The following is a 24,519-nucleotide window of genomic DNA, read 5'->3' as shown; positions in this document are numbered from 1 at the left end:
CCGTCAGGCGACGCGGACCTTCGCGCCGAGCATCCGGGCGAGCAGCTCCACGTCGTCGGCATTGTCGGAGATGAGGTCTGTGATGTCACCGACCTCCAGCGCCTTCACGTGGCGGCAGCGCATCCCGTAGCGCCCGGCCGTGCAGGTGCAGCGCAGCTGTGGGCCACCGGCCCGCTCCTCCAGCACGACGCTGTACCGGTTTCCGGTCGAGCCCCGGATCGCGAAGCTGAGCGCCGAGGGCGCGGCCGGGAAGGCGGAGAGCGCCCGGTCGCTGATCGCCCCCGGAGCCCGGCGGGGCAGGGACGGTCCGCCCGTCACCCGGGTGACCGGCACACCGATCGCCGCCGCGAGGTCGTGGATGTCCGCCGTTTCGGTCTCGCGCATGGCGGCCAGCGCGATCGCCGCGCAGGCATAGGCGTCCTCGCCGGCATCGTGGTGCTCGAAGCGGATGCCGAGGCGCCGGGCGACCTTGCCGAGACCGCAGCCCTCGGGCGCGGGAAACACCCGGCGGGCGATCTGGACTGTGCACAAATACGACAGGGCCGGCACCGGCAGGCCGGCGCGGGCCAGGCCGGCGCGCAGCACGCCGATATCGAAGCTGGCGTTGTGGGCGAGGATCAACCCGCGCGACAGATCGCCGAGATAGGGCGCCATCACCCCGGCGAAATCCGGCTGGTCGGCGACGTTGGCCGGCAGGATGCCGTGGACCCGGATGTTGCCGGGCGAGAACCGCATCTCCGGCGGCCGGATCAGGTGGCTTTCCCGCCGCACGATCCGCCCATCCGCGATCCAGGCGAGCCCCACCGCGCAGGCGCTGTCGCGCCGCTCGTTGGCCGTCTCGAAGTCGAGGGCCAGGACCGTCATCGCGGGTGGACCATGCCGGGGAACGTTCTCGGGGTGTTCCCGACCGGTCTAAGCCCGCGCGACTCGCGCTTCAACCCTGGGCCACCATCGCGAGCCAATCGTCCTCCGACACGACCCGGACGCCGTGCTTCTCGGCGTCCTTCAGCTTCGAGCCGGCCCCGGGGCCTGCGACCACGAGGTCGGTCTTGGCCGAGACCGATCCGGAGACCTTCGCGCCGAGCCGCTCGGCCACCGCCTTGGCCTCGTTGCGGGTCATTTTCTCCAGGGTGCCGGTGAAGACCACGGTCTTGCCGGCGAAGGCCGAGGCGGCTTCCGGCCGCTCCATCGCCTCGACCGCCACCTCATCGAGGAGCGCCGAGACCGCATCGGCATTGTGCGGCTCGACGAGGAACAGGATCAGCGCGTCGGTCGCCACCGGGCCGATCTCGCCATCGTCGGCGAACAGCCGGTAGGCGTCGCCGGGGCGCTGCTCCGCTGCCCGGGCGAGGGCGGCCCGCACGGCACCGGCATCGCCGTAATGCTGCAGCAGGTTCTCCCGCTGGGGGGCGCTGAGGCGGGCGCGCGGGGAATCGGCGGCCGCGTCGTCGTCGGGGAAGCCGAGTTCAAGCAGCCGGTCCCGGGTCGTATCGCCGATTCTGTCGACAGACCGCAGCTCGACCCAGTCAGGCCCCGGCTGCGCGGCGGCCGCCTCCGTGATCGCCGCGATCAGCGCGGGCATGTCCGAAAACCGCTTGGCCAGAGCCTTGGCGGTCGCCTCCCCGATCTGCGGGATGCCCAGTGCGAACAGCAAGCGGTTCATCGGCACCTGGCGGCGGGCCTCGACGCCGGCGAGCAGGTTCTTGATCGCCTTGTCGTCCTCCTCGCCCTTCTTCTTGGCGGCCTTCTTGGGCGGCTCGGTCGCACCCGCCTCGGCGCGCCGCTCGGCCGAGAGCGCTTCGCGCCGCGCCACGACGGCGGCCTTCAGCGTCTCGAAATCGAGCCGGAACAGGTCGGCAGGCTGGCGCACCAAGCCGGCCTCGAACAGCACCTCGATATAGGTTTCGCCGAAGCCCTCGATGTCGAAACCGTTGCGCGACACGAAATGCTTCAGCCGCTCCACCCCCTGCGCCGGGCAGATCAGGCCGCCGGTGCAGCGCCGGATGGCGTCGGGGCGGCCGGTGCGCGGATTGATCGCCCGCACGGCGCGGCTGCCGCAGGCCGGGCAGGTCTCGGGAAAGGCGAAGGGCTGCGAAGCCGCGGGCCGCTTGGCGAGGTCGACATCCATGACTTTTGGAATGACGTCGCCGGCCCGGACCACCGTGACGGTGTCGCCGACGCGGATATCGCGGGGTTCTAGCTTCGGCTGACCGTCGGCACCGATCCCGTCCTCAATGGGTCCACGAATAAACTCGCCGTCGGCGCCGACGCCCTTCACGTAGCCCTCGTTGTGGAGCGTCGCGTTGGAGACGACCACGCCGCCCACCGTCACCGGCTTGAGCTTCGCCAACGGGTTGAGCGAGCCGGTCCGGCCGACATTGATGACGATGTCCTCGACCACCGTCATCGCCTCCTGGGCGGCGAATTTGTGGGCGAGCGCCCAGCGGGGCGAGCGCGAGACGAAGCCGAGACGCTTCTGCAGCGCGAGGTCGTCGACCTTGTAGACGACCCCGTCGATGTCGTAGCCGAGCCCGGCCCGGTCCGCCTCGATCCGGCGGTAATGGCCGAGCATCGCTTCGATGTCGGTGAAGGTCCGGGTCAGCGGGTTCACCGGCAGGCCCCAGGCGGCAAAGCGCTGGAGCACGCCGGATTGCGTCTCGGCGATGGGCTCCGAAAGCTCGCCCCAGGCATAGGCGAAGAATTTCAGGGGCCGGGAGGCGGTGATTCCGGGGTCGAGCTGGCGCAGGCTCCCGGCGGCGGCGTTGCGCGGGTTGGCGAAGAGCGGTTTTCCGGCCGCTTCCTGACGGGCGTTGATCCCGGCGAAATCGGCGTGGGACAGGTAAACCTCGCCGCGCACCTCGCAGGTCTCCGGCCAGCCGGACCCCGCGAGCAAAGCCGGGATGTCCTCCACGGTGCGGGCATTGGCGGTGACGTTCTCGCCGACCTCGCCGTCGCCGCGGGTGGCCGCCGTCTCGAGCTCGCCATTCACGTAGCGCAGCGACAGGGACAGGCCGTCGATCTTCGGCTCGGCCGTGAAGGCGAGCGGCGCGTCTTCGGCGAGCCCGAGGAAGCGGCGGACCCGGGCCACGAACTCGGCGACCTCCTCCGGATCGAAGGCGTTGCCGAGCGACAGCATCGGCACGGCATGCCGCACCTTGGCGAACTTTTCCGAGGGCTTGGCGCCCACCGAGGTACTGGCCGCCCCGGTCCCGGCGAGATCGGGAAAGCGGGTCTCGATCTCTTCGAGCCGGCGGCGCAGCCGGTCGTAGTCCGCGTCCGAGATCTCGGGCGCGTCCTCCTGGTGGTAGAGCCGGTCGGCTTCCTGGATCGCGTCCGAGAGCCGCGCGTGCTCGGTGCGCGCCTCCTCGGCGGTGCGGTCGAGATCGGGCGTATCGGGTTTCGCGGCTGGCATGGGGGCGTTCTAGCGCATCGCGCGCCCCGCGGGAGTCGGTTGCGGCGCGGCGTCCCCACATCCCTCAGCCGCGGGGCGCGAGCAGATCGCCGCGGCCGACCAGCAGAAAGGCACCCAGGAACACGGCGGCGACCGCGGCGCTGAGCACGGCCAGCGGCATCACCGGGGCGAGCCAGCCCGCCAGCACCGTGCCGGTAACCGAGCCGAGATTCATCGCCGCCATGTAGACCTCGAACTGCGTCGCCGCGCCGGCCCGCCCGCGGCTGGCCTGGAGCAGGGCCGGCATCAGCGCGACGATCAGCAGCCCCGGCAGCGCGTTGGTAAGTGCCAGGATCAGCGGCGCCGCCGACCCCAGCAGTCCGGCGGCGATCAGGATGCCGGCCAGCACGAAGGTCGCCGCGCTCGCCAGCAGCAGGAGTCTCAGAGGCCGCACCGGCCCGGCCCGGTCCGACCAGAGGCCGATCGCGAAGGCACCCGCGGTCCCGCTCACGAACGCAAGTCCCGCCTGGAGGCGCGAGAGCGCGGCCGGGTCCCAACCCCGGCCCTGGAGCAGGTCGATCGAGAACGGCAGCTCGAACAGCCCGAGGGCGCCGTCGAGCCCGAAGCACAGGGCAAGCAGTTGCAGCGCCCGCTTCCGCCGCAGCGCGAGGCCGAGGCGACGCAGGAAGCGAGGGAACGGGACACGGCGCGGAGGCGGGCCGCGCCGGCCGAAATCTACCAGCGCGTCACCCGGCGCCTCGCGCACCAGCAGCATCGGCAGGCTCGCCAGGATGCCGCATGCGAGCAGCCCGGCGAGGCTCGCCGCCAGCCCGTAGGCGGCGAGCGTCCAGCCGAAGACCGCGGCGCTCAGGCTGGTCCCGGCGACGAACCCCGCCCGCGTGCAGGCGCTGACCCGGCCGAGCTCGGCTGCGGGCACGTGATCCATGATCATCCGGTCGCAGGCGGTGTCGAGCAGGGACGCGAACAGGCTGTGGACCAGAAAGGCGAGGCCGAGCAGGCCGATCTGCTCGGCGTCGAGCAGCAGCATCAGGGCGACCACCGCGTGGCATCCGAGGATCGCCGCCACCGCGAAGGGTCTGCGCCGGCCCATGCGGAGATGCGCGGACCGATCCACCAGCGGTCCCCACAGGATCGGCTGCAGCGTCCAGGGCAGCCCGGCCAGGGCGAAATGAAACCCGACCTCCGAGGCCGGGACGCCGCGTGCCGCGAGGTGATTGGCCAGGGCGGTCAGGGAGAAGCCGGCGATCAGGCCCTGATAGAGATAGGTCGCGAAGAACACGCCATAGCGGGCGCGTCGCCCGGAGAGACTCGGGGCTTCCAGCCATCCGCCACGCGATCGTGCGCTCAAGCCCGGATGCACTTGCCGGTCCGGTGCCGCACGTCGATGCTCCTCATCCCACCGTCACCGAATCCGAACCCATGCCGCTTCGTCCCGACCAAACTACGGCGTGCGCTCGGAAGCCGCGAGGCGTCGCGTGAGCGCGGCCGACATCTGGATCGTCGATCTCGCCCTCTCGCCGGATCAGCTCGATCTGTGCGAGGCCGTTCTCGGCGCCGACGAACGCGACCGCGCCGGTCGCTTCCTGCGTCCGGCCGACCGTGCGCGCTATCGGGCGAGCCATGCGGCGCTCCGGCTGATCCTCGGCGAATCCTTGGGTATCGCTCCGCTCGTCATCCGCCTGGAGGCCGGCGCCGCCGGCAAGCCCGAACTCGCCGGCTCCGCGCGGGGGGCGCTCGATTTCAACCTGTCGCATTCCGGGGGTCGCGCCCTGATCGGCCTGGCGCGTGGCGCGGCCATCGGCGTCGATGTCGAGGAGATCCGGCCCCTGTCGGACGCATTGCGCATCGCGCGCTCGCATTTCGCGCCCGACGAGGCCGCAGCCCTGGCAGCGTCGTTACCAAATGACATCGAGACCGCCTTCTTCGGGCTGTGGACCCGCAAGGAAGCCGTGGTGAAGGCCATGGGCACCGGGCTGTCGCTGCCGCTGGACCGGTTCAGCGTCAGCGTCCCGCCCGCGCGCCCGCGTCTCCTGCGCATGGCACGAGGCGTCGCCTGGACGCTGGCCGACATCGCCTGCGGACCGGACTACGCCGCGACCGTCGCGGTACAGTCCGCGGAGGCCGAGATCGCGGTTCGGCACCTCCCGCCGGGTTGGCCGAGCCGCCTGCGCTGAAAGCCGAACACCGGCCTTGCGGTCCAGGAAAGGCGCGGCTATAAGCCCGCTGCCGGCAGTTGCGGACACGCAAGCCGGCCTTCGGAGTGTAGCGCAGTCTGGTAGCGCACCACGTTCGGGACGTGGGGGTCGCAGGTTCAAATCCTGCCACTCCGACCAAGCTCCTTCGCGGAGTACAGGTCTTCCCGCTTTTGCTGATCGACACGACTGAAATTGACCAGTCATGTCCGGCGTAAGCTCGGTATTGTCGGCAATCTTGTTTCGCAGCTGATTCAAGCCGATCGCCTTCTGGGTCCATCCGCCTGAGTACACCTGCCGGCCGGCGAGGGCACGAAGGGCGCGCGGCCCGTTGATCCGCCGCAGCTTCGCAGACTTCACGACCTGGTGCCCGGCCGGCACGCCGGCCGCGGCCCCGATGGCGGTCGAGGGCCAGCGTTGTGCGATCGAGGCTGCCCTCGTGACCGCCAAGGCCGAACGCGGGCAGGCTCACAACGAGACCCGCTCCTGGCACGGCCGGCATCGGTACGGCGGCCTCGTGACGATGGCCTTCGCCCTGCTGGCGGTGATCCGCCATCATCCCGACGCGCCGCCCCCAAAAAGCCGGGCTCGGCCGAGACCGCCCGATTGCAGATCCGTCGTTCGGTCCAGGAGATCCGCCGCATGGCCGGGCGGCTGGCCCAGCGGCGCATTCACTTGCCCACGTCATCGCATGGTCGCCCTGGCGACGCGCGCATCAGGCGGCCGCCCGAAACGCCCATCGCGAACGCCGAGCGTCAGATGCCAGAGGGCATCGACGCCGTAAGCCCAGCAGACCACGCCGCCAACGCAAATGCTTCAAAACGTCCTTGTAACGTCAGCCCGTTCGGGAGTGTGGCCCGTCGCGACCTGCGCCAGCGCGCAGCCGTCAGGCGGCCCGGTCGTCCCGGCCGGCGTAGCGGCCCGCCACCGCCTCGCCCTCATCCACCAGCGCCTCGGCGATCCGCAGGGCGAGGGCGTTGCAGGCCTCGTCATAGGCATGGGGATCCGCCTGGATTGCCGCCCGCGTCACCGCGCCGACCCGGTCGCGGACGATCTCGCGGGCGATGCGCAGGGCATCGGCGAACGGCTCATAGGGGCGCGGCATGGTCGCTCCGACGGCATCCGGCCATGATGGCCCGGGTGGCGGCTGCAACGGCCGCGCGGGCGAAAGCGTTCCCGGGGTGCTGGACAGGCTGGTGGTCCAGTCCCAGATCGGCCCCTGATTGAACCAGGCGAGCGACGATGAATCCCGAAACGAACCCACCTCCGGCCCTCGACGACGAGACCCTGGCCTTTGCCGGCCGGGTTTTCCAGTACGCCCGGATGGGCCATGCCGAGGAGCTGGCCGAGCTGTTCGGCCAGGGGCTTCCGGCCAACCTCCGCAACGACAAGGGCGACAGCTTGCTGATGCTCGCCGCCTATAACGGCCAAGTGGAGACGACCCGGGTGATCCTGGAGGCCGGGGGCGACCCGGAACTCGCCAACGACCGCGGCCAGACCCCGCTGGCCGGCGCCGCCTTCAAGAACGAGATCGCGATCGCCCGGCTGCTGCTGCAGCACGGCGCCGCGGTGAACGGCACCGGCGACGGCACCCGCACCGCCCTGATGACCGCGGCGATATTCGACCGCACCGAGATGGTAACGCTGCTCCTCGAGCACGGCGCCGACCCGGATTTTCGCGATGCCGCCGGCCAGAGCGCCGCCGACATGGCCCGCGCGATGGGCGCCCAGGCGACGCCGGCGCAGCTCGACGCGGCGGCGCGGAAGGCGGGGTGAGGGCTCAAAGATCGATGGCGGGCGCCGCCGGGAGGACCGCGAGAGTCAGGCCGAGGGCCGAGACGACGCGCTGGACCGTGTCGAGGCTCGGGTTCCCGGTCTGCGACAGCGCCTTGTACAGGCTCTCGCGGCCGAGGCCGCTCGCCTCCGCGACGGATGCCATGCTTCGGGCCCGTGCCACATCCCCCAGCGCACGGCGGAAGGCTGCGGGATCGTTCTCCTCCAGGGCGGCGGACAGGTAGGCAGCGGCATCCTCCGGCGTGCGCAGATACGTCGCCACGTCGAAGGGCCGGGTGGATGTTTCGGAACCGGCCATGAGCGCCCTCCTCAAACCGTCAGCGCGAGTTTGTGAGCTCGAGCAATGTCGCGAACCTGTGAGTTCTTGTCGCCACCACACAGCAGAATCACGACCGCGCCCTTGGTGCGTTCGACAAAATAGACACGGTATCCAGGCCCGGTATCGATCTTCATTTCGCTGACCCCGCCGCCGACGGATGCCACATGCCCAGGATTACCCTCTGAGAGGCGCACGATCCGACGAAGGATATGGGCACGACCTGTGACGTCGCGCAGACCAACGATCCACCGATCGAACACGTCCGTCGTAGAAACCTCGGGCACAGTCATTGTATCCCATAAGATACAAATCGTCGCAAGCGGCTTCGAGCGTCTTGCCAAGCCGTCCCCATCACCGGATCGGGTGATCTCAAAAGTTTGGGAGCCGAAACGCCATGCCGCAATCGACCTGGATCGACAGAGGGCTTCTCTTTGCTTGCGCGGCGCTGGTCGTGCCTCCCCTCCCGGCCCTCGCCGCCGAGACCCCCTGGCCCGCCTTCGGGCACGACCACAGCAACCGAAACTTCTCCGAACTCACCCAGATCGACCGGGCCAGCGTCGGCCGCCTGCGGCCGGCCTGGATGTTCCAGACCGGGGTGACCGGCTATTTCCAGGCCCAGCCGCTGATGGTCGACGGCACGCTCTACACCTCGACCACCCAGAACAACGTCGCGGCGCTCGATGCCCGCACCGGCCGGCCGCTCTGGACCTACGTGCACAAGGCCCGCACGGAAAAGATCTTCGGGCCGCCCTCGAACCGGGGGCTCGCGGTGTCGGACGGCGTCGTGTTCGAGGCGACCATGGACGGGCGGCTGATCGCGCTGGACGCCAGGACCGGCCGGATGGTCTGGGACAAGGAGGCGGTGCGGCCGGAGGACGGCGAGAGCGAGACCGCCTCGGATCTCGCGGGCAAGCTCGGCGGCAAGGCGGTGCAGGGATCGAGCCGGCTCGGATTCAAGATGCCGCCGCTGGTGGCCGAGGGGCTGGTGATCGTCGGGGTCACCGGGGCGGGCTACGGCCTCCATGTCGAGGACGAGGCCGGCGGGCTCGACGGCGGCGCCGTGGTCGGGATCGAGGGCGGCTACGGACGGCGCGGCTGGCTCGCGGCCTACGATGCCAAGACCGGGGAGGAGCGCTGGCGCTGGTACGTCACCCCGTCCGAGGGCTGGGAGGGCGGCTTCGTCGCGACCACGGCGGACGGCGTGCCGCTCCACCGGGACATCGCCGCCGAGAAGGCCGCCGCGCCGGCCAATCGCGAGGCCTGGCGGGTCGGCGGCGGCTCCCTCTGGATGACCCCGGCCTACGACCCGGATCTCGGCCTGATCTTCCTCGGCACCGGCAACCCGGCGCCGCAGAATTTCGGCCTCTCGCGCCCGGGGGACAACCTCTACACGATGTGCCTCGTGGCGCTCGACGTGCGCACCGGGCAGCTGCGCTGGTATTCCCAGCAGGTGCCGCACGACGAGTGGGGCTACGACGTCGCCGCGCCGCCGTTCCTGCTCGACGGGCCGAACGGCACCAAGGCCGTGGCCTCAGCGAGCAAGACCGGCTGGATCTACGTCCATGACCGCGCGACGGGAAAGCTGCTCGAACGCTCGGCCCCGCTCCTCGACCAGAAGAACCTGTTCGCACCGCCGACTGCGCAGGGCACCGTGGTGGCGCCGGGGCCGCTGGGCGCCGTGTCGTGGCCGCCTACCGCCTATGACGGGCGGCTCGCCTACGTGCAGGTCCGCCACGGGGCGACGACCTACACGGTCAAGACCGTGCCGGCCGCTGGGGACAGGCCGGAGATCCGCTACACCGAGACCGGCGACGCGAAAGGCGAGCCGTCCTTCAGCACGCTCACCGCGGTCGACCTCACGGACGGCGGCAAGATCGCCTGGTCGGTGCGCGCGGGCAGCCGGCTCTCCGGGGGGACGCTCGCCACCGCCGGCGGCCTGGTCTTCTCCGGCGAGGAGGACGGCCATCTCGACGCCCACGATTCCCGCGACGGCACGCTGCTGTGGCGGTTCCAGTGCGGCGCCGGGATCAGCGGCCCGGCCATGACCTACGCGCTCGACGGCAAGCAGTACCTGGCGGTGGCCGCGGGGGGCGCGTCCTACACCAAGGCGGCCGGGTTCGGCACCGGCGATGCACTGCTGGTCTTCGCCCTGCCCGATTGACGCGAGCCGAGCTTGACTGGAGGAGTTCCAGCCTTTGGCGGCGGGGATTCGTCCGGACCATGACGCACGAGCAGGGCAGGGAGGGTGCTGGTGCGGACGCGCAGCCGAGCCATCGCGGCGCGCCGGTGATCCGCACCATCGCGATGCCGGCCGACACCAACCCGGCCGGCGACATCTTCGGCGGCTGGCTCATGGCCCAGATGGATCTGGCGGCCGGCAACGTCGCGGCGCGGCGCTCGCGCGGGCGCTGCGCCACCATCGCGGTCGACGCGATCACCTTCCACCACCCCGTCTTCGTGGGCGACGAAGTCAGCCTCTACGCTTGGCTCACCAAGGTCGGGCGCTCGTCCCTGCGCATCCAGGTCGAGGTCTGGCGGCGGGAGCGGGCGAGCGAGACCACCATGAAGGTCACCGAGGCGACGTTCACGTTCGTGGCGATCGGCGACGACCGCCGCCCGCGGCCGGTGCCGCCGGAGGTAGGCGGGATCTGACCCGGTTTCCGGGGGCAGGATCCGCCACGGCCCTGCCCGCTGTTGCCGGCAGCGCGCGGCGACCGAAGGCACAGCGTGCCTCCGTCCCGTTCATGTCCCGGGACGTTCGGAACGGGCGCTCGATGCCCCATCCGTCGGTCTGCAACGGGCCGGTCGCGGAAGCTCAAGGATCCCTCGGGACCGCGGTGTCGTCGGTCGAAGCCTGCGTCCGATGCCAGGCCCCCAAATTGGCGAGCCTGGCGTAACCGCGACCCTCTCTGCAGCGTCCCGGGGTTCAGTCAGCCCGTCGGGATCGCGATGATAAGCGGGCGCACTGCAAGAGGTGCAGCGACGGTAGAGGCCTAATGGATGGCCTGCAGACAGGTCAATGCGGAAGAACCGCCGTCAGGCTGTATTGAATGCTACAAATGCGACTGAAGTTTAGCTCTTGAACCCCAATTTTTGATCGTATTGATGCGTTTATCATTTATCGATCTGAAAATCTCATATCATGACATCCCGCGAACAATCTTTCACGCCGTGTCGACGCCGCGTTTGATTTCTTAATGCTACGCAAGCATGCCGCAAAGATAGTCTATTTTGCACTTCAATATAATCGAGCAACAAAGCGTGGCTCTTGTTCCGATCGAATTCGGTGATCCAGATTTTACTGCAGGACGACAGTTCCAGCATTCGCATTTAGCGAAAACTGGGATCGACTTGTATTTATTTTCATGAAGTGGTATTCCTCAATTACTCGATAAATATGTTGCCGGCAATTACATTCGCAGCTCGAGAACGTCGGCCGATGCATTTGCCTCGCATCCGATCATATTATGGACGAGGTAAGTCAGGCCATGCCCGACGAAGACCCGCTCACGCACAACGAAAATCCACTCTGGTATGACGGCGTCGAACTCAGTGACGCTGTACTTTTAAAGATCCTGATCGGCATCGCCATAGTCGGGCTGCTGATATGTGCTGCCATCGTGGTGATCGTGATGTACTGGCTCCCAAGCCTGCTTCCGACATGAGCGGTTGGCGGAAAGCGGGATCCGATCCGCCTCACCCCCGCGCGATCGCGTAGCGCGTCCGCAACCGCAGGCCGAACACCGCCATCATGAACATGCAGCAGGTGGCGTTGTTGCCGTTGTACAGCACGGTCTCGAACGAGGCCGAGACCAGGCCGAGGAACCACAGGCGCAGGAACAGCAGCGTCTCGGCGTCGAGGCCACGGCCGCCGGCGACGCGCTGCAGGTCGCGCACCGGGGCCAGCACGAAGGCGACCACGGTGAGCGCCAGGAGCGGGAAGCCACCGATCAGCGCCGTGTCGAGATAGGCGTTGTGCGCGTGATCGACGGTGTTGACCCAGGTCACCTCCTCGGAGCCGCCATACATGGTCCGCTCGGTCATCCAGAAGGCGCCGATGCCCCAGCCCCGCCAGGGTCGGACCAGGATGTTGTCGAGGGCAAATTGCCAGATCTCGCTGCGCCCCGTGAAGGTCGCGTCGGTCAGAAGCGCGCCGACCGCGTCCTGGATCGCCGGGATCAGGACCGAGCCGATCGAGACCAGCGAGAACCCGGCGATCGGCCCGAGCAGCAGCAGCGCCCGCAGGGCTCCGCCGGTCAGGATCCGGCACAGGCCGGTGATCGCCAGGATCACCGGCAGCAGCAGGATCGCGGTCTTGGAGCCGCTCGCCACCAGCAGGCCGAGGGCCAGGAGCACGATGCCCCAGCCGAGCCAGCGGCTCGCAGCGGCGGCGACGTAGAGCCCGACGATCACCAGGATCACCATGGCGGCCCCGGCCTCGTTCTTCTGCGGGAAGATGCCCCGCCACAGGCCCGGATGGCTCGGATCGGAATTCACATCGAAGGCCGAGTGGATCGCCAGATCCGGCACCAGGGCCACCGCGAGGTAGGATGACACCAGGATCACCAGGGCCGACCCGGCCAGGGTCAGGGCGAGCTGCCGCGGCGACCGGGCGACCAGCAGCACGCCCGCCGAGAGCATCGCGGCGATGCCGAACAGGGTGAGCCGCCGCAGCGACAGGCTCGGCTCCACCGACAGGAGCGCGGTCAGCCCCAGCCAGGCGCCGCACAGCATCAGCGGCCAGGTCGCGAGCGGGCGCAGATGGCGGAATCCGATCCGGTGGAGCGCCGCCGCCATGCCGAGTCCCGCCGCAGCGAACAGCACCTGGGTCAGCAGGCTGCCGTCCTCGGAGGCCGCCAGCGACGACCGGTCGGACAGGTCCTTGAGCCAGACGTGGTTCCACAGCAGGACGAACACTGCCCCGTTCAGGAGCACGCGCAGGACATCCGGCACGTCGCGGCCGGCCGCGCCGTTCTGGGCCCTCCCGGCCGGGATCCCGATCGCCGCGTCCGCCGAAGCCATGCCGTTCCTCCGCAGAGGCCGCGCGATGCGGCACAGCTCATTGTAGCGGCTGCGGTCGCCGGGGCGATGGGGCGACCGGCGGTTGCACCGGGGGATTTGGCGATAACCTTAGCGGGCTGGGCGGATTGGGGCATGCGGTGCACGCCGCAGGTTTGGGCGCTGTGGCGGAGGCCGACCTTTTCGTTCCGTCATCGCGAGCGCAGCGAAGCAACCCAGGGCAACGTCCGTTCTCAAACCGTAGCGTATCCCTAGGTTGCTTCGCTGCGCTCGCAATGACGACGAGTCCCCGGCCTTCCTGCAACCATCACGGCGGCGTCGCGTCTACAGACGGCGCCTGCCGGCAGCGGATGCAGGCTGTCTTTGTCGCAGCCCTTGACGGCCGCGCTCGCGAAACTCCGGGGCATACCCGTTCCCGCGCAAAACACAGGTGCACCATGACTCAATCGGCATCCCGGGCGGTCATCGTCCAGCCCGGCGGCGGCTTCGATACGGTAGGGTTCGGCGAGCGGGCGGTCCCGGCGCCGGGGCCCGGCGCGATCACCGTGCGGCTGCGGGCGAGCTCGCTCAACTATCACGACTACGCCGTGGTCAGCGGCCTGTGGGGACCGAGCCAGCCGCGCGTGCCGATGTCCGATGGCGCCGGAGAAGTCGAGGCCTTGGGCGAGGGGGTGGACGAATTCGCGATCGGTGACCGGGTGGTCAGCACGTTCTTCCCGACCTGGCTCGACGGCGCGCCGCTGGTCGAGGGTTTCTCCACCGTGCCGGGGGACGGGATCGACGGCTATGCCCGCGAGCGGGTCACGGCACCGGCCACCGCCTTCACCCACGCGCCCCGGGGCTGGGACCATGCCGAGGCCGCGACCCTGACCACCGCCGCCTTGACCGCGTGGCGGGCGCTCCACGCCGATGCCGGGCTGAAGAGCGGCGACGTGGTGCTGGTGCAGGGCACCGGCGGCGTATCGCTGTTCGCCCTGCAATTCGCCAAGGCGGCGGGCGCGACGGTGATCGCGACCTCGTCGAGCGACGCGAAGCTCGAGCGCCTGCGCGGCCTCGGGGCCGATCACCTGATCAACTACCGCGCCGATCCGGCCTGGGGCGCGACCGCAAAGCGGCTGACGGATGGGCGCGGCGTCGACCACGTGCTCGATGTCGGCGGCCCGGGCACCCTGGAACAGTCGATGGAGGCCGTGCGCGTCGCCGGCCACATCTCGGTGATCGGCATCCTCACCGGCGTGGCCGGGCCGCTGCCGCTGGTCCCGGCGCTGATCCGCCAGATCCGGCTCCAGGGCGTCCTGGTCGGCAGCCGCCGCCACCAGATCGCGATGATCCGCGGCATCGAGGCCTGCGGGCTGCGGCCGATCGTGGACAGCGTCTACCCGCTGGACGAGCTCGTGGCGGCGTTCCGGCACCAGGAGAGCAACCGCCATTTCGGCAAGATCTGCATCCAGATCTGACGCTCGATTCCGGGTAGGCTGGCGGCCTTCGCGGTCGCCACGGTTCCGAGCCGATGTTCTCAAACCCGCCCGCCCCGGTGCTGGCTCCCGGCTTCTCGGCGGTCCCGCCGGGCCACATCGCCGCCATCGTCACCAGCCTCGAAATGTTCGAGCCGCCGGCCCCGCGTGCGGCCAAACACGTCCCCGCCGGGACGGCATTGCACCACCTCGTCCGGCCGGAATGCGAGACCTATCGCGGGCTGTACCGGGCGGTCGGCGCCGACTGGCTGTGGTTCTCGCGCCTGACGCTGTCGGACCCGGAGCTGACGGCGATCCTCGACGATCCGCGGGTGGAAATCCGGGCGCTCCGCCGCGACGGCACGGATCTCGGCCTGCTGGAGCTGGACTTTCGCCAGCCGGACACCTGCGAGCTGGCCTTCCTCGGCCTCGTCCCGGAGGCGGTCGGGCAGGGGCTCGGCCGCACCCTGATCGATGCGGCGATCGAAAGAGCCTGGTCACGGCCGATCCGGCGGTTCTGGGTGCATACCTGCACGTTCGACCATCCCGGCGCGCTCGGTCTCTACCGGCGCTCCGGCTTCACGCCCTGCGCCGTCGCGGTCGAGGTGGCGCCAGACCCGCGGCTCACCGGCATCCTGCCCCGGGATTGCGCGCCGCACGTGCCGCTGCTGGCGTGACCGCCGCGCGGCGGGCCGTGCCTTACCGCCGCATCGTGTACTGCGACCGCCCGGCCGCCTGGCGCATCAGGAACGAGGCCATCTCGGCGAGTTCCGGCGCCTTGGAGCGGAAGGTCACCGAAAGGGCGAGCAGCGTGTCCTTGTGGTCGAGCCCGGGATAGACCCGCTCCTGCACCGGCACGTGGGCCGCGCGCAGCTTGGCGGCGAGGCTCACCGTGTTCCTGGGCTTCACCACCGTGTCGGCCTCGCCGGTGGCCAGGAAGGTCGGCGGCGAGAGCGGGCCCGCGAAGGTCATCGGCTGGGTCAGCGGCAGGTCCGGCGCCTGGCCGAACACCTTGACCGTGGTGTCCTGATCGAGCGGCAGGAAGTCGTAGGGGCCGGACAGGCCGGCCACCGCCTTGATCACCTTGGGATCGACCCCGGCCGCATTGAGGTAGCGCGGATCGAGCCCGAGCATCACGGCGTTGTAGGCCCCGGCCGAGTGGCCGGCGAGCACGATGCGGTGCGGGTCGCCGCCATAGGCCGCGATGTTGTCGCGCACCCAGGCGACCGCCGCGGCGCCGTCCTCGAGGAAGCCCGGGAAGGCCGTCTCCGGGTAGAGCCGGTAATCCGGCAGCACGGTCACGAAGCCCTGGGCGGCGAGCGCGTGGCCGACGAAGGCGTAATCGTCCTTCGAGCCGCTCTGCCAGGAGCCGCCGTAGAAGAACACCAGCACCGGCGCCCGCTCGGCCGTCACCGTGGGGACGTAGACGTCGAGCCGCCGCCGCTTCCCTTCGCCAAAAACCTGGTCCCGGGCCGCCAGGCGGCCGCCGGCATCGCGCGGGCCGATCGCGTCGAACAGGGTCAGCGGCGAGGCGGCGCTGAAGCCGTAGGCCGCGAGCCCGAGGCCCAGAAGGCTGGCAAACGCGATGAGGAGCCGTGTCATATCCCGTCCGGTTGCCCTGATCGGCCCATTCAGGGCTTCGCTCGGGGCGGATTGATGACGGAAGCGGGGCGACAGGTAAAAAATCAGGTCCGCAGCACGATGCAGGCGCCCCCGACCTTGCGGATCCGGCCGCACAGGTCGTCGGCGGCCTGCCGGCTCTGGGCCGGGAGGCGGATCCGGTAGAACGCCCGGGTGCCGCGGTTGCGCAGGCGGGTGCCGATGATCATCGGCCGCGCCTCGCCGATCACCCCGGCATAGGCGTTGCGGGCGCGGTTGAAGCTCTGGAGGGCCAGCGCCTTGGAAAAGTTGCCGGCGAGTTGGATGCCCCAGGGCGCCGCCGGCCCTTCGTTGGGCCCGATCGCGAAGCGGTCGCCGCGGGACGGGATGCGCAGGCTGGCGGTGACCTGCAGGCAGGTGACCGGCGCCTCCGGCTTGGCGTCCTTCTTCTCGGGCGCCCCGCCCTCCGGATCGGTGATCGCGGCGCCGCCGCGCCAATCCTCGGCCGGCGCCCCCGTGATGGCGGCGACGTAGGCCCGGGTCTCGGCGGGCAGGCCGCCCTCGCCGGAGAGCCATTTGCTCACCCGGGCGGCACCGCCGTTATAGGCGGCGGCCGCGAGCCCGAGATTGCCGAACTGGCTCTTCAGGTCCGCCAGCAGGTGGGCGGCGTGCGGGATCGCCTGCTCGGGATCGAACGGGTCGAGCAGCCCGCGCTCGCGCGCCGTGCCCGGCATGAACTGCGCCACCCCCTGCGCCCCGGCCGAGCTCACGACGCCCACGCGAAAGCTGCTCTCGCGCCAGATCAGCCGGGTCAGGAACGGTATCGGCAGCCCGCGCGCCTTGGCGGAGTCGTCGATGAGGCGGCAGAGCGCCTGCTCGACGGTCTCGGTCGCGCCCTCGGACGGGGCCGACGCGGCGGGGCCGGCGAGGAGGAGCGGGAGGAGGGCGAGGAGCGCGCCAAGGCGCAGGCGGGGGGCGATCACGCAACCGCTTGTAGCGGCGCGCACCGGGGGATCAATCCGTACGGTTGGGGGGTGACGACGCGGCGCAAGTCTTTCGGAGATCCCACCCACGGCCTCAACCTCAGGGGCGAGCGAAGGAGGCTTCCGGTCGGCCCCGCGATCCCGCAAGGGCTCCTTCGCGGGCGCCGCTCCGCATCGCCGCCGCAGGATGATGGCGCAGTTGGGCAAGACTAGTTCTGACCGGTCTCGCGTGATCCGAAGCAAGACCACCGGCAGTGATGATCTTTTCGCGTCTCCTGTCCGTTTAAGTTGCGAAATCGAGAGCGCATTCCCTCGCTTCGACGCGGCGACGCGAGCGCTTCATTTGCATGAGCCCAAACTTGGCCCCTGGCTTGCTTGGCCCGCACCGTCCTGGACGCATCGAGATCGGGAGACGGGCACGAGATGGCAGAAGCATCGGGGTTCAGTCGGCGCAAGCTGATCGCCATGGTCGGCGCCGCGGCCGGGAGCGCGCCGGCCTATCAGGTCATGACCAGCCTCGGCTTCGCCGAGGACTCGCCCTATCGCGGGCCGATCCGGCTCGACGGCGATCCTAAGGGCGCCTCGGTGCTGGTCCTCGGAGCCGGGCTCGCCGGCATGACCGCGGCGCTGGAGCTGCATCGGGCCGGCTACACGGTCCAGATCCTCGAATACAACACCCGCGCCGGCGGCCGGAACTGGTCGCTGCGCGGCGGCGACACCTACACGGAACTGGGCGGCGCCACGCAAAGCTGCGCGTTCGACGCCGGCCTCTACCTCAATCCCGGCCCCTGGCGGATCCCCTACCACCACCACGGCGTGCTCGATTACTGCCGCCGCCTCGGCGTGGCCCTGGAGCCGTTCATCCAGCTCAACCACAACGCCTTCGTGCACAGCACCGCGGGCTTCGGCGGCACGCCGCAGCGGATCCGCACGGTCAAGACCGATTTCGACGGCGCCACCGCCGAGCTCCTGGCCAAGGCCACCCGCAAGGGCGCGCTGGACGCGCAGGTCTCCAAGGAGGACCAGGAGATCCTGATCGAGGCGCTGCGGTCGCTGGGCGGCCTCGACAAGGACCTCGCCTACCGCGCCGGCCCGGACTCCTCGGAGTTCCGCGGCTACGCCCACGATCCCGGCGGCGGCCTCGCGGCGCGCCCGATGGACGGCGAGCCGATGGCGCTGCACGACATCCTGACCTCGCGGCTCTGGCGCGGCCTGCAGAACTTCCTGCTGTACGAGTTCCAGACCACCATGTTCCAGCCGGTCGGCGGCATGGGCCGGATCGGTGAGGCCTTCGCCCGCGCCCTGCCGCCCGATACGATCCGGTACGGCGCCAAGGTCACGCAGATCGCCCAGGATGGCCACGGCGTCACGGTGACCTACCAGGATCTCGGCCAGGGCGGCGCGGTGCGGCAGGCCCAGGCGGATTGGTGCGTGTGCGCCCTGCCGCTGACGGTGCTGAGCCAGATCCCCACCCAGGTCGGCTCCAAGATGAAGGCCGCCATCGACGCGGTGCCCTACGCCTCCTCGGTGAAGGTCGGCCTGCAGTTCAAGCGCCGCTTCTGGGAGGAGGACGAGCACATCTTCGGCGGCATCTCCTACACCGACCTGCCGATCCGCCAGATCTCGTATCCGTCGACCGGCTACAATGCGGGCGGCAAGGGCGTGCTGCTCGGCGCCTATACCTGGAACGGGCCGAATTCCTACGAATTCACCGCGCTCAGCCCCGCCGAGCGGGTGCGCCGGGCGGTGGCCTATGGCAGCCAGATCCACCCGCAATACCGCACCGAGTTCGAGACCGGGATCGCGGTGGCCTGGCACCGGGTGCCGTTCACGCTGGGCTGCGCCGGCGACTGGACCGACGAGGCAAGGGCCGAGCACTACGACAATCTCTGCGCGCTCGACGGGCGGATCATGCTGGCCGGCGAGCACGCCTCGTACATCCCCGCCTGGCAGGAGGGCGCGATCCTCTCGGCGCTCGACGCGGTCACGCGGCTTCACAAGAGGGTCCTGGCAGCATGAGCGTGTTTTCGATGTTCCGAACCCTGGCACTGCTCCTCGCTACCGGCGCCGGCGCCGCCGCGCAGGAGCACGCCACCCATGCGGCGATCCCGTCGGCCGGCCCCGCGATGAGCGAGGGCAAGAGCTTCGCCGAGGGCGGGGGCGAGGCGCTCTACGCCCAGGTCTGCGCCGCCTGCCATCAGGCCGGGGGGGAGGGCGCGGTCGGCGCGGCCGCCTATCCGGCCCTCCGGCACAACCCAAAGCTCGCCAGCGCCGGCTATCCCGTCACGGTGCTGCTGTACGGCCTGCGCGGTATGCCCCCGCTCGGGAGCATGATGACCGACACCCAGGTCGCGGAGGTGGTGAACTACGTCCGCAGCCATTTCGACAACCCGTACGGCGACGCGGTCGCCCCCGAGGATGTGAAGGCGGCACGGCCATGAGCGAACGGACCCTGATTCCGGTATCCCTGGCGCTGGCCCTGTGGGCCGGGCCGGCGCTGGCCGAGGACATCACCCGCCACCCGATCCCGGGCTCGGACTTCCCGATCTCGGAGGCGGTGGAGGTGCCGGCCGGGCACGCGACCGTCTATCTCAGCGGCTTCGGGCCTTCGGTGACCAACCCCAACGCCGAGAAGAATTCCGTCGCCGCCGTCGGGGATACCCGCGCCCAGACCGCCTCGACCCTGGCCTCGATCGAGGCGGCCCTGAAGCGCCGGAACCTGTCCCTGCGCGACGTGGTGAAGATGACGGTGTTTCTGGTCGGCGACCCGGCCAAGGGCGGCCGGATGGATTTCGCCGGTCTGATGGAGGCCTACCGCGAGCAGTTCGGCACGGCGGCCCAGCCGAACCTGCCGACCCGCTCGGCCGTCCAGGTCGCGGCGCTCGCCAATCCCGGCTGGCTGGTGGAGATCGAGGTCACCGCCGTGCGGCCGTGATCGGGCGGATCACCCTCCGCATGGGCACCCCGTCATACCGTAGCCGCGACGCGGCCCCGGGATTTGCCCGCCGACGGATCAAGGGCTCGCACCGAGGGTGGCACCATCGGTTCCCGGGTCCGATGGTCCGCGCTCGGAGCGCGCGCCTGCCGCCGTGCGCCGAGTGACGGTCACGACATCCCTGCGGCACCGTCGCGTGCGGAGGATACATCCCGATGACCGGGCATTGTGTGAGGGAGTCTGAACCGTGAAAGCCGGTCGCGAGACCATCGCGACTCATCTTCGATAGGGATAGGTCGAACCGTAAGCCCGTATGACCGCGCGGCCTGCGGTCGGGCGACGGCCGCGTCTCCGTTGCCCCCCCGGCGCGTCGGCATGCTCGTCCGCCGGGAGCCTGACAGGCTGGGCAAGCGTGGCCCGAAGATGCATGCTAGACCATTGGCTTCCAGGGAGTATCGGCTTGTCCGTCGTTCGGCGACACAATGTGAAGCAGGGCGGCACCAGCGGGACCGCCATGGTCTTCGCGCACGGGTTCGGCTGCGACCAGAACATGTGGCGCTTCGTGGCGCCGGCCTTCGAGGACCGCTACCGCACGATCCTGTTCGACCATATCGGAGCCGGCGGATCGGATCTGGCCGCCTATGACGTCGAGAGGTACGCCACGCTCGACGGCTATGCCGACGACGTGGTCGAGCTCTGCCGCGGCCTGTCGGTGACCGGCGGCGTGTTCGTGGGCCATTCGGTCAGCGCCATGATCGGCGTGCTCGCCGCGAAGAAGGCCCCGGAGCTGTTCGCGAGCCTCGTCCTGGTCTGTCCCTCGCCGCGCTATCTCGACGACGACGGCTATGTCGGCGGCTTCACGCGCCCGCAGGTGGAGGAGCTGCTCGAATTCCTCGACACTAACCACATGGGGTGGTCCCAGGCGATGGCGCCGACCATCATGGGAAACGCGGACCGTCCGGAGCTCAGCGAGGAGTTGACCAACAGCTTCTGCCGCATGGACCCGGACATCGCCAAGCGCTTCGCCCGCGCGACCTTCCTCGCCGACAATCGTGCCGACCTCGCGGATGTGAAGGCCCGCTGCCTCGTCATCCAGAGCTCGGAGGACGTGATCGCACCGCAGGAAGTCGGCGCGTACGTGCACCGCCACTTGGCCGACAGCGCGTTCGCGCTGCTCGACGCGACCGGCCATTGCCCGAACCTGAGCGCGCCTGCGGAGACGATCGCGGCCATCGCCGAATTCCTTCGGGAACCGAGCGGTGGGTGACACGTCCGGCGCCCCGTGAACGCCGGACGTGGAGGATCTGGAGGACCTGTTCGAGAACGCACCCTGCGGCTACGCCTCGGCCCTGCCGAACGGACGCATCTCCAAGGTCAACCACACCCTCGCGACCTGGCTGGATTACCCGGCCGGACAGATCGTCGGGCGCCGCTTCCTCGACCTGCTCAACATCGCCGGCAAAGTCTATTACGAGACCCATTTCGCGCCACTGCTGAGGATGCAGGGCTTCTTCTACGAAGTCGCTCTCGACCTGGTGCGCGCGGACGGCACGACCCTGCCGGTCCTGGTCAACGCCGTCGTGCGCAAGGACGCGACGGGCGGCGTGCGCTTCATCCGCATCACCATCTTCAACGCCTCGGACCGCAGGCGCTACGAGCACGAGATGCTGGAGGCACGCCGGATCGCGGAGGCGGCCACGGTCGCCCTGCGGGATCTCAACCTGAACCTCGAAGCCCGGGTCGCCGACCGTGCGCGTGCCCTGGAGCGGGCCTGGCGGCTTTCCCCGGACCTCCTCGCCATCGCCGATGCGCAGGGGACGCTCCTGGCGGTGAACGGGGCCTGGACGGATCTGCTCGGCTGGCAGGCGTCCGACCTCGTCGGGCAAAGCCTTGCCGGGTTTACCCACCCGGATGACCTGGAGCCGACGCGGACCGCCCTGAGCTGCATCACGACGGAGCCGTTGATCGAGCCCTCCGAATACCGGCTCCGGCACGCGGACGGGAGCTTTCGCCGGTTCGCCTGGACCGGCGCGTTCGAGGAGGGCCAGATCTACGTGACCGGCCGGCATACGACCGTCGAACACGAGCAGGCCGCCGCGCTGGCTCGGGCCGAGGAGGCGTTGCGCCAATCGCAGAAGCTGGAGGCCGTCGGGCAATTGACCGGCGGCGTCGCGCACGACTTCAACAACCTGCTGACCATCATCCGCTCCTCGGTCGACTTCCTGCGCCGGCCGGACCTGCCCGAGGATCGCCGGGTCCGCTACATGGACGCGGTCTCCGACACGGTCGACCGGGCCGCCAAGCTCACGGGCCAGCTCCTCGCCTTCGCGCGTCGCCAGGTCCTGAAGCCGACGGTGTTCAATGTCGGCGACCGGCTTCGCGGGGTCGCCGACATGCTCGACACCGTCACCGGCGCTCGGATCCACGTGGTGAGCGAGATCCCGGACGAGCCCTGCTTCGTGATGGCCGACGTGAGCCAGTTCGAGACCGCGCTGGTCAACATGGCGGTGAACGCCCGGGACGCCATGAACGGCGCGGGCACGCTGACCCTGCGCCTGGATAACGCCGGCAACCTGCCGGCCATCCGCGGGCATTCCGCCGCCCCCGGACGGTTCGCGTGCGTCTCCCTCACCGACACCGGAAGCGGGATCGCGCCGGACCAGGTCTCCCGCATCTTCGAGCCGTTCTTCACGACCAAGGAAGTCGGCAAGGGGACCGGCCTTGGCCTCAGCCAGGTCTTCGGCTTCGCCAAGCAATCGGGCGGCGATGTCGAGGTCGAGAGCGAGCCCGGCCGGGGCACCACCTTCACGCTCTACCTGCCGATGATCGATGGCGAGGCATCCGAGCTACCGGCAACCACACGCGACTCGGAGGGCTTCCCGACCGGCGAGGGGCAATGCGTGCTCATCGTCGAGGACAACCTCGAGGTCGGCCGGTTCGCCACCCAGATCCTGGAAGATATCGGCTACCGGACGACCTGGGCCGCCAACGCCGAGGAGGCACTGGAGAAGCTTGGAGCCGATGGCGCCGGCTTCGACGTGGTGTTCTCCGACGTGGTCATGCCCGGCATGGGCGGCCTCGCGCTGGCCAAGATCCTGCAACGCCGGATGCCGGACCTGCCGGTCCTGTTGGCGTCGGGCTACAGCCACGTGCTGGCGCAGGACGGGCAGCACGATTTCGAGCTGGTGCACAAGCCGTACTCGGCCCATCAGCTCGGGCGCATCCTCGGCCGGATGGTGCCGCGGCGGCGGACGTGAGCGCCCGTCGGCCGAGGCGGACAGGGGCGCGGTGCCAGCGCGCAGGCGGCGGGACGAACGTCCGCTGACAGGCCCGGTGTGGAGCGGTCTTTCGGCGGCGACGTCCGGTCGCAACGACACCCAAGACGGCGTTCGCCCGATCGCGCCGCGTGGCAAACCCGCCTCCTACCGCCCCGCCGCCCCCGGTTCCGCCGCCCAGGCCGGCGCATCGTCCCCCAGCCGGCGCGCAGCCCGGTCCCAGCGCATCGCCGTGCCCGCCACCGTGAGCGGCGGGCGCAGGCGGCGGGCCGGGCCCCAGGAGGTCGCCTCGATCTCCGGGGCGAGATCCTCCGGCGTCTCGGGGGCGAGCGCCGGTTCCGGTTCGGCCGGGCCGGCCGCGATCAGGAGCGCCGCGGTCCGGGCCAGCGACAGCCGGGCCTGGCCGCCGGTGCCGTCCTGGAGCCGCTCGGCCAGCAGCCGGAGCACGGCCGCCGCCATGAGGTAACCGGTGGCGTGGTCGAGGGCCTGGACCGGGAGCGGCACCGGTGTCTCGGCCTGCCGCCAGACCTGCCCGGCCTCGGCGAGGCCGCAGCTCATCTGCACCAGGCTGTCGAAGCCGCGCCGTCCGGCCCAGGGGCCGGTCCAGCCATAGGCGTCGAGCGACACGTCGATCAGGCCCGGGGCCAGGGCGCGCCGTGCCTCCGGGCCGTAGCCGAGCCCGTCGAGGGCGCCGGGGCGGTAGCCGTGGACCAGCACGTCCGCCCCCGCCAGCAGCGCCTCGAAGGTTGCCCGGTCGGCCGCCCGGCGCAGGTCGAGGCGGGAACAGGTTTTTCCGAGGGTCACCTCGGGCTCGATCGCCGGCTCGGTCCAATCGGGCGCATCGATCCGCAGCACGTCCGCCCCGAACCCGGCCAGGAACCGGGTCGCTACCGGGCCTGCCAGCACCCGGGTCAGGTCGAGCACCCGAAGCCCCGCCAGCGGCCGCTCCGGCCGGGGCCGCCAGCGCGATGCGGTCCGATCGGAAGTCGGGGTGAACGCCACCAGGGGTTCGGCCGCCACCGCGAGTCCCTGGGGATGGGCCGCCCAGGCGTCGAGCCCGCGCATCTCGGCCGCGCAGCCGCCGTCTTCCAAAACTGCCGCCTCCAGCTCGGCCTTGGCCCAGCCGGAAACCGCCCGTTCCATGCCGGCCCGATCGGCTTGCGCGCCGAGCACTCGCTCGGCCGCCGCCCGGTGGTGCGGGGCGTTGGTGTGGAGCCGGATCCAGCCGTCCCGGGCCCGGTAGTCGCCGGCCACCGGGTCCCAGGGCGCCGGCACCCGCCAGCCGACCGGCCGCAGCGAGGTCGCGAACCAGAACGACGCGAGGCGCCGGTCGACCGTGACGGGTCCGGCGAGGCCCGCAACCTCCGCGAGTGCTAAGCCAGCCGCCGCAACCGAGGCCGCGGCGAGGTCGGTGGCCCGGAACGCGGAGGACAGGGCGCCGGTGCCGGTGATGCGAAGGGACTGCAAACCCCGCGAAGAGCCCGCGCAGGATTGCCAGATCCGCGCGGTCAATTCTTCGACGCGTTCCGGCATGGCG

22 protein-coding genes, 1 tRNA gene and 1 pseudogene are annotated in these 24,519 nt (G+C 70.3%); 14 read left to right on the top strand and 10 right to left on the bottom strand.

Annotated elements, in window-relative coordinates; all coding sequences use genetic code 11:
* Positions 1–3: 3 nt before the first annotated feature.
* The 3 genes from MKL11_RS09580 to MKL11_RS09570 form a co-directional block, all read right to left on the bottom strand.
* Entirely contained in the window at positions 4–864 is an 861-nt protein-coding gene (locus MKL11_RS09580) for a 3'-5' exonuclease (RefSeq protein WP_243942546.1), read from the bottom strand.
* A 70-nt stretch (positions 865–934) separates the two neighbouring features.
* Positions 935–3,412, bottom strand: a complete 2,478-nt coding sequence (gene ligA / locus MKL11_RS09575; protein WP_243942544.1) for an NAD-dependent DNA ligase LigA — start codon at positions 3,410–3,412, stop codon at positions 935–937.
* 64 nt (positions 3,413–3,476) lie between these two features.
* Positions 3,477–4,760, bottom strand: coding sequence for an MFS transporter (locus MKL11_RS09570; protein WP_243942542.1), 1,284 nt, complete (start codon positions 4,758–4,760; stop codon positions 3,477–3,479).
* A gap of 127 nt (positions 4,761–4,887) precedes the next feature.
* Here MKL11_RS09570 and MKL11_RS09565 point away from each other — a divergent pair, with 127 nt between their 5' ends.
* The 3 genes and pseudogenes from MKL11_RS09565 to MKL11_RS09555 form a co-directional block, all read left to right on the top strand.
* On the top strand, positions 4,888–5,586 hold the full coding sequence (locus MKL11_RS09565) for a 4'-phosphopantetheinyl transferase family protein (protein ID WP_243942540.1): 699 nt from the start codon (positions 4,888–4,890) through the stop codon (positions 5,584–5,586).
* An 82-nt stretch (positions 5,587–5,668) separates the two neighbouring features.
* Positions 5,669–5,745, top strand: a tRNA-Pro gene (locus tag MKL11_RS09560).
* 181 nt (positions 5,746–5,926) lie between these two features.
* Positions 5,927–6,205: pseudogene (locus MKL11_RS09555) on the top strand (IS701 family transposase); the annotation flags it as partial.
* A 285-nt stretch (positions 6,206–6,490) separates the two neighbouring features.
* On the opposite strand, the gene MKL11_RS09550 reads toward MKL11_RS09555, so the two are convergent.
* Positions 6,491–6,709, bottom strand: a complete 219-nt coding sequence (locus tag MKL11_RS09550) for a hypothetical protein (RefSeq protein ID WP_243942538.1) — start codon at positions 6,707–6,709, stop codon at positions 6,491–6,493.
* Positions 6,710–6,846: 137 nt separating this feature from the next.
* On the opposite strand from MKL11_RS09550, the gene MKL11_RS09545 reads away from it, so the two are divergent.
* On the top strand, positions 6,847–7,380 hold the full coding sequence (locus MKL11_RS09545) for an ankyrin repeat domain-containing protein (protein WP_243942536.1): 534 nt from the start codon (positions 6,847–6,849) through the stop codon (positions 7,378–7,380).
* 4 nt (positions 7,381–7,384) lie between these two features.
* Here the strand turns inward: MKL11_RS09545 and MKL11_RS09540 are convergent, their stop codons facing one another.
* Positions 7,385–7,696, bottom strand: coding sequence for an addiction module antidote protein (locus MKL11_RS09540; RefSeq protein ID WP_243942534.1), 312 nt, complete (start codon positions 7,694–7,696; stop codon positions 7,385–7,387).
* An 11-nt stretch (positions 7,697–7,707) separates the two neighbouring features.
* Positions 7,708–8,007 (bottom strand): type II toxin-antitoxin system RelE/ParE family toxin, encoded by a 300-nt coding sequence (locus tag MKL11_RS09535; protein WP_243942532.1) that lies wholly within the window; start codon positions 8,005–8,007, stop codon positions 7,708–7,710.
* A 104-nt stretch (positions 8,008–8,111) separates the two neighbouring features.
* On the opposite strand from MKL11_RS09535, the gene MKL11_RS09530 reads away from it, so the two are divergent.
* The 3 genes from MKL11_RS09530 (at position 8,112) to MKL11_RS09520 (ending at position 11,382) form a co-directional block, all read left to right on the top strand.
* Positions 8,112–9,878, top strand: a complete 1,767-nt coding sequence (locus tag MKL11_RS09530) for a pyrroloquinoline quinone-dependent dehydrogenase (protein ID WP_243942530.1) — start codon at positions 8,112–8,114, stop codon at positions 9,876–9,878.
* 59 nt (positions 9,879–9,937) lie between these two features.
* Positions 9,938–10,369, top strand: coding sequence for an acyl-CoA thioesterase (locus tag MKL11_RS09525; RefSeq protein WP_243942528.1), 432 nt, complete (start codon positions 9,938–9,940; stop codon positions 10,367–10,369).
* 836 nt (positions 10,370–11,205) lie between these two features.
* Positions 11,206–11,382 carry a hypothetical protein gene (locus MKL11_RS09520; protein WP_243942526.1) on the top strand — a complete coding sequence of 59 codons (177 nt, stop codon included), beginning with the start codon at positions 11,206–11,208 and terminating at the stop codon, positions 11,380–11,382.
* 31 nt (positions 11,383–11,413) lie between these two features.
* Here MKL11_RS09520 and MKL11_RS09515 read toward each other — a convergent pair whose 3' ends face one another.
* Positions 11,414–12,739 (bottom strand): O-antigen ligase family protein, encoded by a 1,326-nt coding sequence (locus MKL11_RS09515; protein ID WP_243942524.1) that lies wholly within the window; start codon positions 12,737–12,739, stop codon positions 11,414–11,416.
* A 434-nt stretch (positions 12,740–13,173) separates the two neighbouring features.
* Here MKL11_RS09515 and MKL11_RS09510 point away from each other — a divergent pair, with 434 nt between their 5' ends.
* Together MKL11_RS09510 and MKL11_RS09505 are read left to right on the top strand one after the other, a co-directional pair.
* A complete protein-coding gene (locus MKL11_RS09510; protein WP_243942522.1) occupies positions 13,174–14,193 on the top strand; it encodes a zinc-dependent alcohol dehydrogenase family protein in 1,020 nt (339 codons plus the stop codon).
* Positions 14,194–14,246: 53 nt separating this feature from the next.
* Positions 14,247–14,867 (top strand): GNAT family N-acetyltransferase, encoded by a 621-nt coding sequence (locus tag MKL11_RS09505; RefSeq protein WP_243942520.1) that lies wholly within the window; start codon positions 14,247–14,249, stop codon positions 14,865–14,867.
* A 22-nt stretch (positions 14,868–14,889) separates the two neighbouring features.
* On the opposite strand, the gene MKL11_RS09500 is transcribed toward MKL11_RS09505, so the two are convergent.
* Positions 14,890–15,792, bottom strand: a complete 903-nt coding sequence (locus tag MKL11_RS09500; RefSeq protein ID WP_243942518.1) for an alpha/beta hydrolase — start codon at positions 15,790–15,792, stop codon at positions 14,890–14,892.
* Between the two features lie 83 nt (positions 15,793–15,875).
* Positions 15,876–16,772: a lytic transglycosylase domain-containing protein gene (locus MKL11_RS09495; protein WP_243942517.1), complete on the bottom strand. Its 897-nt coding sequence runs from the start codon at positions 16,770–16,772 to the stop codon at positions 15,876–15,878.
* A 423-nt stretch (positions 16,773–17,195) separates the two neighbouring features.
* On the opposite strand from MKL11_RS09495, the gene MKL11_RS09490 reads away from it, so the two are divergent.
* From MKL11_RS09490 to MKL11_RS09470, 5 genes are all read left to right on the top strand, one after another.
* Positions 17,196–18,791, top strand: coding sequence for a flavin monoamine oxidase family protein (locus MKL11_RS09490; RefSeq protein ID WP_243942515.1), 1,596 nt, complete (start codon positions 17,196–17,198; stop codon positions 18,789–18,791).
* Positions 18,788–19,213, top strand: coding sequence for a c-type cytochrome (locus MKL11_RS09485; protein ID WP_243942513.1), 426 nt, complete (start codon positions 18,788–18,790; stop codon positions 19,211–19,213). The genes MKL11_RS09490 and MKL11_RS09485 overlap by 4 nt, the downstream gene beginning before the upstream one ends.
* On the top strand, positions 19,210–19,707 hold the full coding sequence (locus MKL11_RS09480; protein ID WP_243942511.1) for a RidA family protein: 498 nt from the start codon (positions 19,210–19,212) through the stop codon (positions 19,705–19,707). Before MKL11_RS09485 ends, MKL11_RS09480 begins: the two co-directional genes overlap by 4 nt.
* Positions 19,708–20,167: 460 nt before the next feature.
* Positions 20,168–20,974: an alpha/beta fold hydrolase gene (locus tag MKL11_RS09475; RefSeq protein ID WP_243942509.1), complete on the top strand. Its 807-nt coding sequence runs from the start codon at positions 20,168–20,170 to the stop codon at positions 20,972–20,974.
* A gap of 28 nt (positions 20,975–21,002) precedes the next feature.
* Entirely contained in the window at positions 21,003–22,964 is a 1,962-nt protein-coding gene (locus tag MKL11_RS09470; RefSeq protein ID WP_243942507.1) for an ATP-binding protein, read from the top strand.
* 165 nt (positions 22,965–23,129) lie between these two features.
* On the opposite strand, the gene MKL11_RS09465 is transcribed toward MKL11_RS09470, so the two are convergent.
* The gene (locus MKL11_RS09465; RefSeq protein ID WP_243942505.1) at positions 23,130–24,515 is read right to left on the bottom strand and encodes a CoA transferase; all 1,386 of its coding nucleotides are present in this window, start codon (positions 24,513–24,515) and stop codon (positions 23,130–23,132) included.
* Positions 24,516–24,519: the final 4 nt, after the last annotated feature.

It is taken from the genome of Methylobacterium sp. J-077, from assembly GCF_022829365.1.
GTDB lineage: Bacteria > Pseudomonadota > Alphaproteobacteria > Rhizobiales > Beijerinckiaceae > Methylobacterium.
Note: the sequence above shows the minus strand (reverse complement) of the source record. Positions and strands in the feature narration are given on the sequence as shown.